General features: G+C 58.3%; 15 protein-coding genes. 10 read left to right on the top strand and 5 right to left on the bottom strand.

Annotated elements, in window-relative coordinates; genetic code table 11:
• The 7 genes from RBB49_RS05795 to RBB49_RS05765 all read left to right on the top strand — a co-directional run bounded on the left by RBB49_RS05795 (position 1) and on the right by RBB49_RS05765 (position 7,640).
• Entirely contained in the window at positions 1-2,211 is a 2,211-nt protein-coding gene (locus tag RBB49_RS05795) for an iron ABC transporter permease (protein ID WP_306141752.1), read from the top strand.
• Positions 2,208-3,287: an ABC transporter ATP-binding protein gene (locus tag RBB49_RS05790; RefSeq protein WP_306141751.1), complete on the top strand. Its 1,080-nt coding sequence runs from the start codon at positions 2,208-2,210 to the stop codon at positions 3,285-3,287. The genes RBB49_RS05795 and RBB49_RS05790 overlap by 4 nt, the downstream gene beginning before the upstream one ends.
• Before the next feature lie 118 nt (positions 3,288-3,405).
• Positions 3,406-3,939, top strand: a complete 534-nt coding sequence (locus RBB49_RS05785) for a histidine phosphatase family protein (RefSeq protein ID WP_306141750.1) — start codon at positions 3,406-3,408, stop codon at positions 3,937-3,939.
• A 98-nt stretch (positions 3,940-4,037) separates the two neighbouring features.
• Positions 4,038-5,258 carry an FAD-dependent oxidoreductase gene (locus tag RBB49_RS05780; RefSeq protein WP_306141749.1) on the top strand — a complete coding sequence of 407 codons (1,221 nt, stop codon included), beginning with the start codon at positions 4,038-4,040 and terminating at the stop codon, positions 5,256-5,258.
• 294 nt (positions 5,259-5,552) lie between these two features.
• Positions 5,553-5,762, top strand: a complete 210-nt coding sequence (locus RBB49_RS05775; protein ID WP_306141748.1) for a cold-shock protein — start codon at positions 5,553-5,555, stop codon at positions 5,760-5,762.
• 106 nt (positions 5,763-5,868) lie between these two features.
• The gene (locus RBB49_RS05770; RefSeq protein ID WP_306141747.1) at positions 5,869-6,024 is read left to right on the top strand and encodes a hypothetical protein; all 156 of its coding nucleotides are present in this window, start codon (positions 5,869-5,871) and stop codon (positions 6,022-6,024) included.
• Positions 6,025-6,206: 182 nt separating this feature from the next.
• Entirely contained in the window at positions 6,207-7,640 is a 1,434-nt protein-coding gene (locus RBB49_RS05765; RefSeq protein WP_306141746.1) for a glyceraldehyde-3-phosphate dehydrogenase, read from the top strand.
• Positions 7,641-7,819: 179 nt separating this feature from the next.
• Here the strand turns inward: RBB49_RS05765 and RBB49_RS05760 are convergent, their stop codons facing one another.
• Entirely contained in the window at positions 7,820-8,740 is a 921-nt protein-coding gene (locus RBB49_RS05760) for a LysR family transcriptional regulator (protein ID WP_306141745.1), read from the bottom strand.
• Between the two features lie 111 nt (positions 8,741-8,851).
• Between RBB49_RS05760 and RBB49_RS05755 the strand changes: the two genes are divergently transcribed.
• Entirely contained in the window at positions 8,852-9,778 is a 927-nt protein-coding gene (locus RBB49_RS05755; RefSeq protein ID WP_306141743.1) for an SDR family NAD(P)-dependent oxidoreductase, read from the top strand.
• A 34-nt stretch (positions 9,779-9,812) separates the two neighbouring features.
• Positions 9,813-10,187 carry a DUF4345 family protein gene (locus RBB49_RS05750; protein WP_306141742.1) on the top strand — a complete coding sequence of 125 codons (375 nt, stop codon included), beginning with the start codon at positions 9,813-9,815 and terminating at the stop codon, positions 10,185-10,187.
• A gap of 316 nt (positions 10,188-10,503) precedes the next feature.
• Here RBB49_RS05750 and RBB49_RS05745 read toward each other — a convergent pair whose 3' ends face one another.
• Both RBB49_RS05745 and RBB49_RS05740 read right to left on the bottom strand, forming a co-directional pair.
• Positions 10,504-10,725, bottom strand: a complete 222-nt coding sequence (locus tag RBB49_RS05745) for a hexameric tyrosine-coordinated heme protein (RefSeq protein ID WP_306141741.1) — start codon at positions 10,723-10,725, stop codon at positions 10,504-10,506.
• A gap of 62 nt (positions 10,726-10,787) precedes the next feature.
• On the bottom strand, positions 10,788-11,756 hold the full coding sequence (locus tag RBB49_RS05740) for a catalase (protein ID WP_306141740.1): 969 nt from the start codon (positions 11,754-11,756) through the stop codon (positions 10,788-10,790).
• 78 nt (positions 11,757-11,834) lie between these two features.
• Here RBB49_RS05740 and RBB49_RS05735 point away from each other — a divergent pair, with 78 nt between their 5' ends.
• A complete protein-coding gene (locus RBB49_RS05735; RefSeq protein WP_306141739.1) occupies positions 11,835-12,317 on the top strand; it encodes a MarR family winged helix-turn-helix transcriptional regulator in 483 nt (160 codons plus the stop codon).
• Between the two features lie 171 nt (positions 12,318-12,488).
• Here the strand turns inward: RBB49_RS05735 and RBB49_RS05730 are convergent, their stop codons facing one another.
• Positions 12,489-13,373: a hypothetical protein gene (locus RBB49_RS05730; protein ID WP_306141738.1), complete on the bottom strand. Its 885-nt coding sequence runs from the start codon at positions 13,371-13,373 to the stop codon at positions 12,489-12,491.
• Positions 13,374-13,649: 276 nt separating this feature from the next.
• The gene (locus tag RBB49_RS05725) at positions 13,650-14,366 is read right to left on the bottom strand and encodes a VPLPA-CTERM sorting domain-containing protein (protein WP_306141737.1); all 717 of its coding nucleotides are present in this window, start codon (positions 14,364-14,366) and stop codon (positions 13,650-13,652) included.
• Between the last annotated feature and the right edge of the window lie 144 nt (positions 14,367-14,510).

Here is a 14,510-nt window from a genome sequence, read left to right as displayed (position 1 = left end):
TTGTCCGCGAAAAGCACCACCCCCCCGGTCCTGATCTTCTGGATCATTGCCGGGTGGGCCGGGTTCGGGCTTCTGCCCTGGTACGGCATTGAGGACGGCTTCTGGTCGTTCGAGTGGCTGGTCGACGGTTACCCGTTCGATGAGGACTACGCCCCGGCGGCATTCCTGATTGCCCAGGGAGAAAAGCTCTGGCTTGCGCCATTGCTGCTTCCCCTGGCATTGCCGTTTCTTGCCCTGAGACATGCCAAGTCGGACGCGGCCTATGCGCGGCTGCTGGTCCTGGCCGGCGCTCTCGGGTTCGCCTGGATGATCGTGCAGGGATTTTCGATCGGCATTCGCGGGTACAATTTCGAATGGATGAACGCCGCCTTCGGCTCTCTGGACGACCGCCAGTACGGAATGGGCTACGGCGCCATGATCTGCGCATCCGCATTCCTGTTTCTGCTGACCCAGGGCATCGCGGCGCGCGGTGCGGTTAATGGCGACGTGTTCGTCGTCAGCGCAATCGGCGGCGTGATCGTGATCGTCACGGCGTTTGTTTTCTTTCCGATCGCGAAAATGCTGTTCGCGGCCTTCATCACCGATGAGGGCACCTATTCGATCCTGGTCTTTTTCGACAAGTTCTTCGATGACCGTATCTGGGGATTGGGCTGCCTGGCAGGTGCGCGCTGCGGCGCTGCGTGGAACTCGCTGTTCCTGGCTGTCCTTGTAGGGCTGATCACGACCCTTCTGGGACTGGCTTTCGCGCTTGTCGTCACGCGCTCGGGGTTCCGCTACAAGCGCCTGATCCGCGCCATGACGGTTTTGCCGATCATCACGCCACCCTTCGTCATCGGCCTTGCACTCATTCTGCTGTTCGGACTTTCCGGTACGGTGACGGTGTTCATCGCGGAGTTGTTCGGTGTGCAGCCGACACGCTGGCTCTATGGTCTGCCGGGGGTCCTGATTGCGCAAACACTTGCCTTCACCCCGATCGCCTTTCTGGTTCTCATCGGCGTAGTCGAGGGTGTGTCTCCCTCAATGGAAGAAGCTGCGCAAACGCTTCGCGCCAGCCGCTGGCAGACTTTCAAAACGGTCTCGTTGCCCTTGATGCGGCCGGGGCTTGCAAATGCATTTCTGCTCGGCTTCATCGAGAGCATGGCCGATTTCGGCAATCCGCTGGTTCTGGGCGGTAACTTCGACGTTCTGTCGACCGAGATTTTCTTCGCGATTGTCGGAGCGCAATACGATCAGGGCCGCGCCGCCGTCCTGGCGATGGTGCTGCTTTTCTTCACACTGTCGGCCTTCTACGCGCAGCGCGCATGGCTCGGGAAGAAGAGCTACACGACGGTGTCCGGCAAGGGCGACGCCGGTGTTCATCCGCTGATGCCGAAAGGCCTTGCCGTTCCGGTTCTGAGCATTGCCCTGATCTGGGCGTTCTTCACTGCCGTTGTTTATGCCATGATCATTTACGGCAGCATTGTTGAACTCTGGGGTGTCAACAACAGCCTGACCTTCAAGCACTACGTAACCGCCTTCTCCGTAAGGTTCGAGGCAGAGGGCATCCGCTGGACCGGCGCCGCCTGGGACAGTTTCTGGACGACGATCACGATCGCGGCCATTGCGGCACCGCTAACGGCCGCCGTTGGCCTCGTGACAGCCTACCTGCTGACGCGGCAGAGTTTTGCGGGCAAGAACGCGTTCGAATTCGGAACCATGCTGTCCTTTGCCATTCCAGGCACGGTGATCGGCGTCAGCTACATTCTCGCCTTCAACGTGCCGCCGATCGAAATCACCGGCACCGGCATCATTCTGGTCGTCAGTTTCATCTTCAGGAACATGCCCGTGGGCGTGCGCGCCGGGATTGCCAGCATGTCGCAGATCGACAAGTCGCTCGACGAAAGCTCCCTGACACTCGGAGCCAATTCCTGGCAGACATTCAGGCGGGTGATCCTGCCGCTGTTGCGGCCGGCCATCCTGGCGGCGCTGGTCTACAGTTTCGTGCGCGCGATGACGGCGATATCGGCGGTGATCTTTCTGGTCTCCGCGGAATATGACATGGCGACCAGCTACATTATCGGCCGGGTGGAGAACAACGACTACGGTCTTGCCATTGCCTATTCCACGACGCTGATCTTCGTCATGCTGGCAGCTGTCGGACTGCTGCAGCTTCTCGTCGGCCGGGTGCAGATCGGCCGTCGCAAACACATCGAAATGAAGGAAGCGTCATGAGCGATGCACACATTCGCAGCAAAGCCGCGCCGGTCAGGTTCGATGGGGTCTCGAAGGTTTTCGGCAAGGACGTGACGGCTGTCGACAATATCGACCTGAACATCGAGGCGGGCAAGCTTGTCACGCTGCTCGGACCCTCCGGCTGCGGCAAGACCACGACGCTGCGCATGATCGCCGGCCTGGAGATGGCCAGTTCCGGGAGCATCCTGATCGGGGACACGGATGTCACCAAGCTGCCGGCGACCGATCGAGACGTGTCGATGGTGTTCCAGTCCTACGCGCTGTTTCCGCATATGAGCGTTCTGGAAAATGTCATGTACGGATTGACCTTCTCCGGTTTCGACAAGACGGCAGCGCGTGCGCGTGCACACGAAGGACTGGATCTTGTCGGGTTGAACGGTTTCGGAGCCCGTCTGCCGAGCGAGCTGTCCGGGGGTCAGCAGCAGCGCGTTGCCGTGGCAAGGGCGCTGGTGCTGGAACCGCAGGTGCTGTTGTTCGATGAGCCGCTGTCCAACCTGGATGCCAAATTGCGCCGGCAGGTACGCGAGGACATCCGGGCAATCCAGCAGGATCTCGGGCTGACCGTTGTCTACGTCACGCACGACCAGGAAGAGGCGCTTGCTGTCTCCGATCAGATTGTCGTCATGCGCAATGCATCGATTGCGCAAATCGGCACGCCGCGCGAACTCTATGACCAGCCGGTCGATGCCTTTGTTGCGGATTTCATCGGCGAGGCGAACCTGATCCCCTGTGACATTGTGGATGTCGAGGGGGACATGGCCACGGTCGACATCAGCGGCTATCGCTACACGCTGGCATCGCGTGGGCTGCCCCGGGGCGGCGCGACCATCGCCGTGCGTCCCTCCCGGCTCGTGCTCGGGGATACAGTTGGAATGCCGGCCAGGATTGCCAAGGCGACCTATGTCGGTGTGCGGATGGAATATACGCTCGAAGGGGCTTTCGGTCAGGTGTTCGCCGTTCAGGACAATGTCGACGACACGCTGGACGTCGGCACGGAACTGAGCCTGTCTTTCGCGCGATCCGGGCCGGTTCTTCTGCCCCCGGACGGGTCCTGAGACACTGCTTCCGGACATGGTCGTTTTTCATGCTCGTGAGCGCGGCGCATGATATGACCGGCCGGCCAGGCCGGCTGGACGTGCACTGCCCGGCCCACGATTTTGCAGAGGACCCCAAATGCCAATTTATTTCGTGCGACACGGCCAGTCGGAATTCAACGCTGTCTTCAGGACGGGGGACGACGACCCGATGATCTTCGATGCGCCACTGACCGATCTCGGCCGTCAACAGGCCATCGAAGCGCGTGCGGAGATCACGAAACTCGGTATTCGACACGTCATCACGTCTCCGCTGACGCGGGCGATCCAGACGGCGCAGCTCCTGTTTCCCGACGGCGTTTCGATGGAGGTAAGGGCCGGCCATCACGAATTGCTGCTTCACAGCTGCGATGTTGGCAGGCGGCCCGAGGAGTTGAGCAACGACTTTCCGCATCTGGAGTTCGGGCACCTGGCGGAGGAATGGTGGCACAGCGATGGGACCGCCGGTATCACCGTTGAGCCCGAAGATGCCTTCAAGTCCCGCATCGCAGATTTCGTCCGCCATCTCGACACCATCATGACGCGGCCGCTCCTGATCGTTGGCCATGGCAATGCGTTCAACGAAATCATCGGCCGAAAGCTCGCGAATTGCGAGGTGCACCGTTACTGTTGACGGGATCAGGGGAACGCTGCGCCGGTCCGGAAACGGGCGTTGGTTCCGGCCAAAACTCTCTCAAGCCGCGTTCGCGCAACAAGAATAATGGGCCGCACATGAAACGCAGAACTTTCCTGCAAACTGCAATCTCCGCCATGGCAGCCGGTTTCGTTCCATTGTCCGCCGCTGCGCAAGATAAACGCGCGCTCACAGGGTACCTCCGGACGAACTGGAGCCGCGATCCCTACAGTCTCGGGTCCTATTCCTATGTGGCCAGGGGCGCGCGGCGGCGCGACCACGAAGCCCTGGGTAAACCTGTCGGGAGCCGGCTCTTCTTCGCAGGCGAGGCCGCACATCCGGACTATAACAGCACGGTGCATGCGGCTTATGAGTCCGGGCTGATCGCCGCCGAAGCCGTTTACGACACCACGGATGCCGAAACGGTGGCGATTGTCGGGGCCGGTGCCAGCGGTCTTGCAGCGACGCTCTGGCTCACCGATGAAGACTATGACGTGACTGTTCTGGAAGCACGCCGCCGCACGGGAGGCAGGATCTGGACGGACCGCAGCCTCGGTATGCCGCTTGATCTCGGGGCAAGCTGGATCCACGGCACCGACGGAAATCCGCTGACGGAGCTTGCCGCTGCACAAGACCTCAGCACCCGTGCCACCGATGAAACCTATGTCATACGCGGCGGCGATGGCCGGGATATGTCCGACACCGAAGCACCGGCCTGGCTGGAAAATGTCCTGGAGGTGCAACATTCCCTGGGCGCAGATGCAAGGGATGTGAACGGTTCGGCCTATGTTGCGGATACAGATTATGACGGCGAAGAGGTCATCCTGCCCGGCGGCTATGACCGACTTTTGTACGGTATGTCCGCCGGCCTGGACCTGCGGTTCGAACATGTGGTGACACATGTCGATGTCGGCGAAGACGGCGTTCATCTGCGCGACAGCAAGGGCAGGGAGGCCGCGTTCGATGCGGTCATTCTGACGGTGCCCCTGGGTGTCCTGAAACAGGGCTCCATCGCCTTTTCTCCTCCCCTGCCGCGCTGGAAAGAAGATGCCATTGCAAGGCTCGGAATGGGCGTGCTCGACAAGGTGTATCTCCGGTATGACGACGTCTTCTGGGACGGTGATGTCACATGGATTGCAACACCGGAAAACGGCTTGCCGAAAGGTCAGTTCAATCAATGGCTGAACCTTCATCGCTATATAGGGGAGCCGGTGATCGTCGCCTTCAACGGGGCGGACCCAGCCCGCGACCTGGCGGCTCTGCCGGATGCCGAGATCGTGCAAAGGGCGCGCCGGACGCTGGAGGGCGCTTATCTTTAAGTCCTTTTGCCGGCTTCGTGGGATCCTGCGGGCCGCGCTGTCCCGCCAGACGGCGCCGCAGCATTCGTCCGCCGCCAACTTGCCGCAAGTGCAATAATGGTGCTGAAAACAGCATGGCGCCTTGCTTTGAACACCAAAAGGATTTAGGCACCGGACATCGGTCTTGATTGCTGAACTTTGTCATCGCGCGCGAAGGCGCCCTAAACGATCTTCCCACTCAATGTCGACAAAACCGCTGTGCCACGCATGACGCGTGTTGCAGGCACTTTCCCGTCCGATTGAAAGGATATCGTTTTGCCTATCGGAACAGTAAAATTCTTCAACACCAGCAAGGGCTACGGCTTCATTCAGCCGGAAGACGGAGCCAAGGACGTGTTCGTCCACATTTCCGCTGTCGAGCGCTCCGGCATGCGTTCTCTGGTCGAAGGCCAGAAGGTCAGCTTCGAGGTTGTTCAGGACAGCCGGTCCGGCAAGTCCTCCGCTGACAACCTGCAGGACGTTTGAGCCATCGCCGATGACGCGGGGCCCGGTCGAGGGCCATCAGACAAACAGGAAAGGCCGGTAAATATGCCGGCCTTTTTTGTTGCGCTCTCATTGAAGGGACCGGGCCATGCCGTCCCCGATCGAGCACTGCCGGACCGGTGAGGCGAAACGGGATGCGGCGGAAACCAGGCCCGGGACACTCAAGCGGATTTCGCTGGAGATCCAGCGGGCCGGATTTCTCCAGCAGGCCATGTCCACTGCCAACTATCTGAAATGCTGCTAATGCGGCGTTTCCCGCCCCTGCGACGCTACCTGCAACTCTTCCTGCAATTTCAATCGATTAAGCTTCGAGCGCCCACTGGACAACGGCTTTGAACAGGCGCTAGACAGCGGGCGCGGGCCGGGGTCATGACCCCGGAGACCTGCCGAAAACCTGCTGGACTTGCGCTGAGGACTTAATTCGACATGGCGACGACGGATCATCACTTCGACAACTGGAAAGAACAACAATACGCCGCAGAGCAGATGATCCCGCTGGTCGGCCACCTTTACCGCGATTACGGCATCAACATCCGGATTTTCGGGCGCCGGCTCTTGAACAATTCCGCCATCGAAATCATCAAGGCGCACCGCTATGCGCTGCAGATCACCGGGCAGGAGCTGGAAGTCTCCAAGAGCCTTGAGATCGTCAAGGCGATGCTGGAAATGGACCTTGCCGCATCGCGCGTCGATCTCGGCAAGCTGTGCCACCGTTTCATGGAAGAGGGCGGCGATGCCTCTACTTTCGTGCAGCATCAACTCGCCAGCATCAACACCGGCAGAACCTCTATCCTGCAGGAACCGCAGGACGTCGTTCTCTACGGCTTCGGCCGGATCGGCCGTCTGCTTGCGCGCATGCTGATCGAGCGTGTCGGCGCGGGCAACAAGATGCGCCTGCGTGCCATCGTCGTGCGCGGCGGCAAGGGCGAGGACCTGAAGAAACGTTCCAGCCTGTTGCGGCGGGATTCGGTCCATGGGGCTTTCAGCGGCTCGATCACCGTCGACGAAGAGCAGAACGCCATCATCGCCAACGGCAATACCATCCAGGTGATCTATGCGGGTTCGCCCGCCGAGGTGGATTACACCAAATACGGCATTCACAACGCGCTGGTGGTCGATAACACCGGCATCTGGCGTGACGAGGACGGTCTCGGCCAGCATCTGAAATGTCCGGGCGCGTCAAAGGTCATCCTGACGGCGCCGGGCAAGGGCTCGATCAAGAATGTCGTCTACGGGGTGAACCATGGCGACATCACCGAAGAAGACACCATCCTGAGCGCCGCCTCGTGCACCACGAATGCGATCACGCCGGTGCTGAAGGTGATCAATGACGCGTTCGGCATCGAGAACGGCCATGTCGAAACCATCCATGCCTTCACCAACGACCAGAACCTGATCGACAACTACCACAAGGGCGACCGCCGGGGGCGCTCCGCGCCGCTCAACATGGTGCTGACGAGCACGGGCGCGGCCAGCGCGGTGGCAAAATGCCTGCCTGAAATGAAGGGCAAGCTGACCGGCAACGCGGTCCGCGTGCCGGTCCCGAACGTCTCCATGGCGATCCTGAATTTGAACCTCGGGCGTGAGACGACCGATCAGGAAATGAACGACTACCTGCGCGGTGTCTCCGTCCAGTCTTCGTTGCAGGACCAGATCGATTACACGGCCTCCACGGAGCTTGTCTCTTCTGATCTGGTTGGATCGACCCATGCCGGTGTCGTCGACAGCCAGGCGACGATCGTCGACGGCAACCGCCTTGTTCTCTACGTCTGGTACGACAACGAGGCCGGCTACAGCACCCAGGTGATCCGCCTTATGCAGGAAGTCGCCGGCATGAAATACCCGTCCGTGCCGGAGTGAGGGTGCAATTCTGCTGGACAGATGTCCTGTTGGCCTGGCTCCGACAGGTTGCGATGTGTGTTGTTCGGGTTGGGGCGGGTTGCGGCGCGTTGCGGCTGCGGCGCCGTTGCCGATTGCGTCGCACGCAGACCGGCCTTGAGGTTGCCGTTCGGCATTCGGCGGACCACATCGAACGACCGTTACCGAAGCGCGACTGTTCCGGCAACCCAGAACTCGTTTCGCCTCGACCTCAACCTCTCGGCCAGGAAATCAACGAACAGCCGGACACGGGCTGTGTTTCGCAGGTCGCGGTGCAAAAGCAGCCAGATGCTTCTATACGGTATTGGTCTTTGAAAGGGGGCACGGATCAGGTTCGGCTGCCGATCGCCGAGATTACAAGCCAGATACGCCATCCCGAGGCCGGAGGCGGCCAAGGCGATCAGAGGTACAAGTTCCGACACGCGATGTTTCAGCGTGGCCTTCGGGTAGTAGCTTTCCTTGATCCATTGCGCCGTCGTCGCGTCCTCTGGTTCATGCCAGCCAATCAGATGCAGTCCTTCTCCTTCGTTGTCCTTGATCCGCTGCGCATAGTCTCTGGTGCAATAGGCGGCCTGAGACATCTGGACGAGTTTCCGACCCACGACATCATCGGTCACCTCACCGGCAACACGCAGGGAGACATCGGCTTCGCGCCGCGTCAAATCACGGATATCGTTGGTGAAATTCATGTTCAGAGTGATATCGGGGTAGAGATCGGCAAAGGCCGTAAAATCATCCATTAGCGACGTCATTGCCAATCCGTGCGGCAACGTGATGTACACCGTCCCGGAAGGCTGCGCATCCCGTCCGACGATCACACGCGAGGCAGCCGCCATCTCAGCCTCAACACGTTCGGCATGCGGTATGAGGTCTTCGCCGAGCTGCGTAAGCACAAGACCCTGCCTGGTACGGTCGAACAGCCGGCTTCCGACGCGGTCTTCCATCACCGACAGGCGACGTGTCAGGGTGGTGTGATTGACGCGGATGCTCTGCGCGCCGCCCCTCAAAGTACCCTTCCGCGCTACCGCCAGAAAGTACTTCAGGTCATCCCAGTTGAGGGAGTGGCTTTCTCGGATCGACATAGCCGCAATGTTTCATTTTTGAAACATCATGTCCAATTTTTCCGATCTACAGTTCGAGATCGTTCCTCTCTATCTTGAGCTCAGCGAATATGAACGCGAGGAACCTGACCCATGAAACCGATCCAATCTGTCTTGATAACCGGAGCCAATGCCGGGCTGGGCCGCGAAGCCGCCCGTCAGCTGGCGCTGCGAAACGGTATTGAAAAAATCTATCTGGCCTGCCGCAACCCGGACAAAGCCAGGGCGGCGAAATCCGCACTGGAAGCCGAAACCGGCAGGCGTGTGTTCGACACCATTTTGATGGATGTCTCCGACCCGAATTCCGTGCGCCAAGCCGTTTCGCGTCTTTCCGCACCGGTCGATGCGGTGATCCTGAATGCAGGGGGCACGGGCGGTCGAACGCCAAACAGCTTAACAGCCTCCGGCGTGACCAACATCTTTGCGTCCAACCTTCTGGGCCATGTCGTCCTTGTGGACGAGTTGCTGGAGCGTCAATTGATCACCTCCACCGTGCTCTACGCCGGATCGGAAGCTGCCCGCGGCATTCCAAAAATGGGCGTAGCCAAGCCCGACATGCGCTCATCTTCCACGGATGAATACGTGGCCATTGCCGATGGGTCCAAGTTTGGGCCGAATGCAGACCCGCTCGATGTCTACGGCACCATCAAGCTGACCGGTGCAATGTGGATGGGGTCCATGGCGCGCCAACACACGCATATCCGATTCGTTACAATGAGCCCCGGGGGCACCACCGGCACGAACGGGATGGACGACCTCCCGTTCCTGAAGAAAGTCTTTTTCAAATATGTTGGCGGAACGCTGATGCCGATCTTCGGGATGATGCACGACGTCCAGACCGGGGCCAAACGCTACGTTGATGGCTTGCTCAACGAGAAGTTTGAAAGCGGCCACTTCTACGCCAGCCGTGAAGGATCGCCAACCGGTCCAGTCATCGACCAGGTCGAAATTGACAGCGCTTTCGCCAATCCGGACTTCCAGGACAATGCCAACCTGGCCGTGCACCGCTTCGTGGCCTGATCCAAAACCAAACCCAAATCCAAGGAGAGCTCTCGTGGACCTCACCCTTCGCATCCTCGTCGGCCTTGCCACCGTCATGCTTCTCGGCCTCGGCACCATGTCGATGTTCGCCCCGCGCCGGATGGTGAACAACTTCGCCATCGAACCCATTGGGGCGGCTGGCCTCAGCACCATCCGCTCTGTCATCGGCGGGCTCTTTATCGCGAGCGTTGCAATGCTGGCCTTCGGCCTTTTCAACGGTCAAACAAGTGCTTTTGTCGCGGTGGCGTTACTGCTCGGCGTCGTTGCCTTCGGCCGGATTGTCGGCCTTGTGCTTGACGGGTTCGAAAAGGCCGTCATCCCGCCGCTGCTGGTTGAACTTGTGATCATCACCATACTGGTTGCCGCGTATCTCCGGCTCACGAACTAAAAAACTGAGAGCTGCTTTTGGGGTGCGGGAGACTTTGGTTCTCCGGCACCCCCTTCAATCCAGCAACGCTGCTGGCACCGGCTCGGTACCGCCGTTGTCCGCAACTCTGCCATCCATAATCCAAGCAACGACCGGAACCAGGGCGGCAACGCCCACAAGGGCAACGACGCAGCCAGCGCCGTTGCAAAATGCCGGCCCAAAATGAAAGGCAAGCTGACCGGCACTGCGGGCCGCGCGTCGGTTCCCAATGTGCCCTTGGCGATGCCTCAGTGGGGCGTCCAGGGCGAATGTCCGCAACCGGCCCTCGACGGGCAGCTCAACGCCAGAAATCGTTTGCCTGCGCGACCGTTTGGAAATTTGTTGCCACGACATGTGATACCGATGTCAGGCTATCGGCGCTGTTGGCATAGTCTGGACGCATTCGGGCGCGTGCCTCGTCGTCCGGTTGCGTCAGTTTCACCGCCATGCGTGAAAGCTTGATCGCCAACTCGTAGCCTTCTTCGGGTGTGTTTGTCTTCAGGGTTGGTAGCCACGACATGATTCGGTCCTTTTCTCAGTTGTTGCAAGTCCCCATCGGCGCGGGGAACTCTGGTTTCGAGGTTACTTCTCACCCAATCGCACACCCACACCGTGGGCGTAGATCGCTGAGCGGGCCGCGAGGACAGGATCATCGGACAGCTCGAAACCGTCACTGAGGACGGTCGGGTCAAAGTTCATTGCGTCGCATTCACCATCCGCCTCGCTGGCCGTTGACATCACGGTCAAACGTGCGGCCGTTATTTTCTTGTGTTCACCGGTCCATTGAATGGCAGCATTGTCGGGATCGTCGCCCGGATTGGCTATGGTCACAACCATGTCCCAGGAGACATTGCCTGCAGCAAGATTGGCATTCATGTTTTCCATCAGGAAATCTTCGCTTTCGGGGACAACAAAGTCCTTGGCGGTCGTTGGCACCATCGACCAGCGAATTGCCGTTCGTTCGCCATTGCCATTCACCAGATAGAACGCGTTCACGCTATTGAATGTCGTTCCTTCGTAAGGACGGTTCACCTTTTCACGATCGTGTTTGTGGTGTTTCAGGTAGGCAGCGAGTTCGGGGCGTTCGGCTGCAAGGGCCTTGACAGCGTCCGCACCTCTGGGAAGGGTCCGAACCAGATCGATGAAATCGGCGGGGTTGGAGGCCGGAAAGAAGTCTTCCGTGTTCAAGCCCATGACATGATAGTCGCCATCGGGAGTTGTGATATCGAAAGCCAGGCCCCGGTCACTGAACTTGTTGTCCGGTGTCTGGTTGTTGCCTCCCTTGTGTGACACGCGTCCATTTACCTTGGATGTCGCTTTGAAGATCGGGCTGGACGTGTAAGCGAGAATGGCCGGGTCTACCGGACTGAACTGACCGACGAAGCAGAAACCCTTGGTGTGATTTCGACGTTTTCCCGGTGTAATGCCGAAGGTGCTTTCGAACACTGCGAAATCCTCCTCGGCGGAATTGTAATTGTAATTGTGGCTGTCGGCTGCCGCGACCATTGGGGTGGCCGCTAAGGCTGCCAAAAAGGCAAAGGTCCTGAGCATCTTCCTCTCCAAATAGTTAGAAATCTAACTTTTAGATATCTAACTATCTTCAGTAAGACTGTCAAATGGTATATTTGGTTGACCACCGACCTCGTGCATTCCAGGGAACCGTTCGAAGTGCCAAAAGACGACAAGTATGACATTCCAGCCAATCTGGTGCTCGATCAGCAGCTTTGTTTTGCGGTTCACGCTGCTTCGAACAGAATAAGCGATCTTTACCGTCCGCTTCTGGCCGAGCACGGCTTGACCTATGCGCAGTACACGACGCTTATGGCTCTGGCGGAAGAAGACGGGGTTTCCATCACGCATCTGGCCACGCGCCTCGGGGTCGCCAAAGCCACAATGACGCCGCTCCTGCGCAAGTTGGAAGAGAAGGCACTGATCACGCGCAAGATGGACGATGAAAGCGAACGCCAGAAGTCCATCAGGATTACCGAAGCGGGGCGCGAGTTGTTAAGCCAGAGTTGCCATGCGACCGAAATCGTGTTCGCGACAACCGGTTTGACTGAGAAACAGGCGAACGACCTGATCGCCTTGTGCAAGAAGGTATCCACAATCTGAAGAAACGCGGACACAGGACTGCGCGGCCCTCTGGCACCAAGCAGGTCTGGGCCACACACTGGTGTACGGCAGAAGTGGCCGCATTGCTGGCACATGGAACACGCGCGGCGAAGACTGTCGGAGATCACGCCCTTTCGCACAGAAATAAGAAGACCCCGGCGGGGGCAGAAATCAGTTCAATCCGTTCAAGTAACCTGACGCAGAACCGCTTCCAGACATGGAGAAAAAGACGTCGTTTTCGCGCTCAGCGCTGTTTGACTTCTGCCGGATCCTGTTCCGCAGAGCCTCCGCTGTGATGGAAACCCCAACTTCGAGATTTGAATGGTGTTCACCAAGGCTTGGATCAATCAGGCCATGCTGGTAGCGGTCGACAAGCGCTTCAGGCAGATCAACCAGCCAGAAATTTTCATCGGAATGGAAGGACAGAAGGATCGAATAGGGGGCAATCCCGTGTTCTTTGATCATCGCCTCGATCAGAACCACGCGGTCGTCAGAGGACAGGCCCAACGCCTCGCGAATGACCTTGGGTGCTGCGGTAAATCTGTAGGCGGGTGGCGCCCTGCGCGGCAGTCGAAAGAACAGGGGCGGCTTTTCAAGCAGGCTTGGGCAGAGAGCACCGATCTTCTCGATGAAGACCTTTCCGACGCCGAAATCATCGCCATGAAAGGCAATCATGTGTTCAACCGATTTGTAAGCAATGTGCTCGTGCCCGGCGAATTCGGCGGAATTCACATCACCGATCCAAACGTCGTTCTGGTAATCGACATCCAAAAGCGTGAATTCGCATCCGGTGATCCCGATGCTGAAATTCCACTGGTGCTCAAAAAGACGATCCACGTCTGCCGGATTGCGCATCAGGATCTTGATCCCGATAACGCCGAACGGCGCTTCGCGCGAGATCATCTTCTGAACGGCACCGTCCTGAATATCAAAGACAGTGGAGGTGTTCCACAGGTCGATGAGATGAGACTGGAATTCTGCGCCGATCGTATTAATCAGTCTTTCAACGCGGCCCTTGCTTGGTGACACATCAGTCTCCGGTCTCTGTTTGGTCACTCGTTCTTCCACACCAATATATGTCATCTGCGCAGTGTCGGTAACTCCCCGCCTTTCAAAAAAAGGCGTCCCGATAGAGGTTGACACGAGAGGCTTTGACAGCCCGACACATCGGACCTTCATGCGATCCGCAATGAACGCCTGTTGCGTGCGCAATGCGTGAACTCAATCCGTCTGCGGAGAATGACGGCTTTTGATTTGAATTGCATCCGAGCCATAAAAAAAGCTCGCTTACCAGGCGAGCTTTGTATTTTGCGGAGCAAGTATTTTTTGAGACTAAGACGTCTTTCTGCGGCGGCGCATTATTGCCAGTCCACCGACACCGGCGAGCAGCATTGGAAGAGCTGCGGGAAGCGGCACAGCGGTTGTCGGAACAGCGACCCCATTGAGCGTGACTTGATCAAAAGTTCCACCCGGATTGGCGCCGATGGTCGCGAACGCGCCGGTCTTGAAGGCCGTTGCTGTCGTTATGAGAGATAGAAAAGTGCTGCCGTCATCTGCTGTGAAAAACACGTTGAAATCCATGTTGCCAGCGGGATCGATAGCCGAAAGTTCGGGGAAGGGATCGCTGCCAAGGCTTTGAAGCGGGGACCAGGCAAGCATCTCCAGCGGAAAGAACCCGTTGAAACCGGAAAGGTTAAAGTATTGAATCGAATTGTCGTTTCCTCCACTCACTCCAGTGAAGACAAGATCGCGTATCCGATAGGAAAAGATGAGCGTATTGAGCGAATCCGATCGAGAGACACGGCTTTGCAGATTGCCTTCCGCTTTCGCTTCTGTCGATGGACCAACAAGGCCGCCGGAAATACTGAACGGGATCAGCTGATCATAGATGACCGTGCCCGGTAAGTCCGTTGTCGTGACATCAGTGACAGGCGCCAGCGAAAACGGGCCGGTTGTGAAGTTTGGGTCAGGAGTAATTGAAACAGCCTGTGCCGAGGACACGGCTGCAATCAAGAAACTCGCGGTAAAAATGGATTTAAGTATCGACACGGTGAATATCCTTCATCACATTACGTCAAGGGAACCCGAGATTGGTGAACGTCTGCTGCATGTAAAAAGCACTTTCGATAGGCGGAGTTTTGGTAAGAAAAGGCCTTTTGCGGCCTGCGTACGCACTCCTTAACCTTATATTAA

Source organism: Roseibium sp. MMSF_3412 (assembly GCF_030733265.1).
In the GTDB taxonomy this organism is placed as follows: domain Bacteria; phylum Pseudomonadota; class Alphaproteobacteria; order Rhizobiales; family Stappiaceae; genus Roseibium.
Note: the sequence above shows the minus strand (reverse complement) of the source record. Positions and strands in the feature narration are given on the sequence as shown.

Coding starts and splice junctions, on each gene's coding strand:
- RBB49_RS05790 (WP_306141751.1), top strand. CDS start 2,208: ATGAGCGATGCACACATTCGCAGCAAAGCCGCGCCGGTCAGGTTCGAT.
- RBB49_RS05785 (WP_306141750.1), top strand. CDS start 3,406: ATGCCAATTTATTTCGTGCGACACGGCCAGTCGGAATTCAACGCTGTC.
- RBB49_RS05780 (WP_306141749.1), top strand. CDS start 4,038: ATGAAACGCAGAACTTTCCTGCAAACTGCAATCTCCGCCATGGCAGCC.
- RBB49_RS05770 (WP_306141747.1), top strand. CDS start 5,869: ATGCCGTCCCCGATCGAGCACTGCCGGACCGGTGAGGCGAAACGGGAT.
- RBB49_RS05765 (WP_306141746.1), top strand. CDS start 6,207: ATGGCGACGACGGATCATCACTTCGACAACTGGAAAGAACAACAATAC.
- RBB49_RS05760 (WP_306141745.1), bottom strand. CDS start 8,740: ATGTCGATCCGAGAAAGCCACTCCCTCAACTGGGATGACCTGAAGTAC.
- RBB49_RS05755 (WP_306141743.1), top strand. CDS start 8,852: ATGAAACCGATCCAATCTGTCTTGATAACCGGAGCCAATGCCGGGCTG.
- RBB49_RS05745 (WP_306141741.1), bottom strand. CDS start 10,725: ATGTCGTGGCTACCAACCCTGAAGACAAACACACCCGAAGAAGGCTAC.
- RBB49_RS05740 (WP_306141740.1), bottom strand. CDS start 11,756: ATGCTCAGGACCTTTGCCTTTTTGGCAGCCTTAGCGGCCACCCCAATG.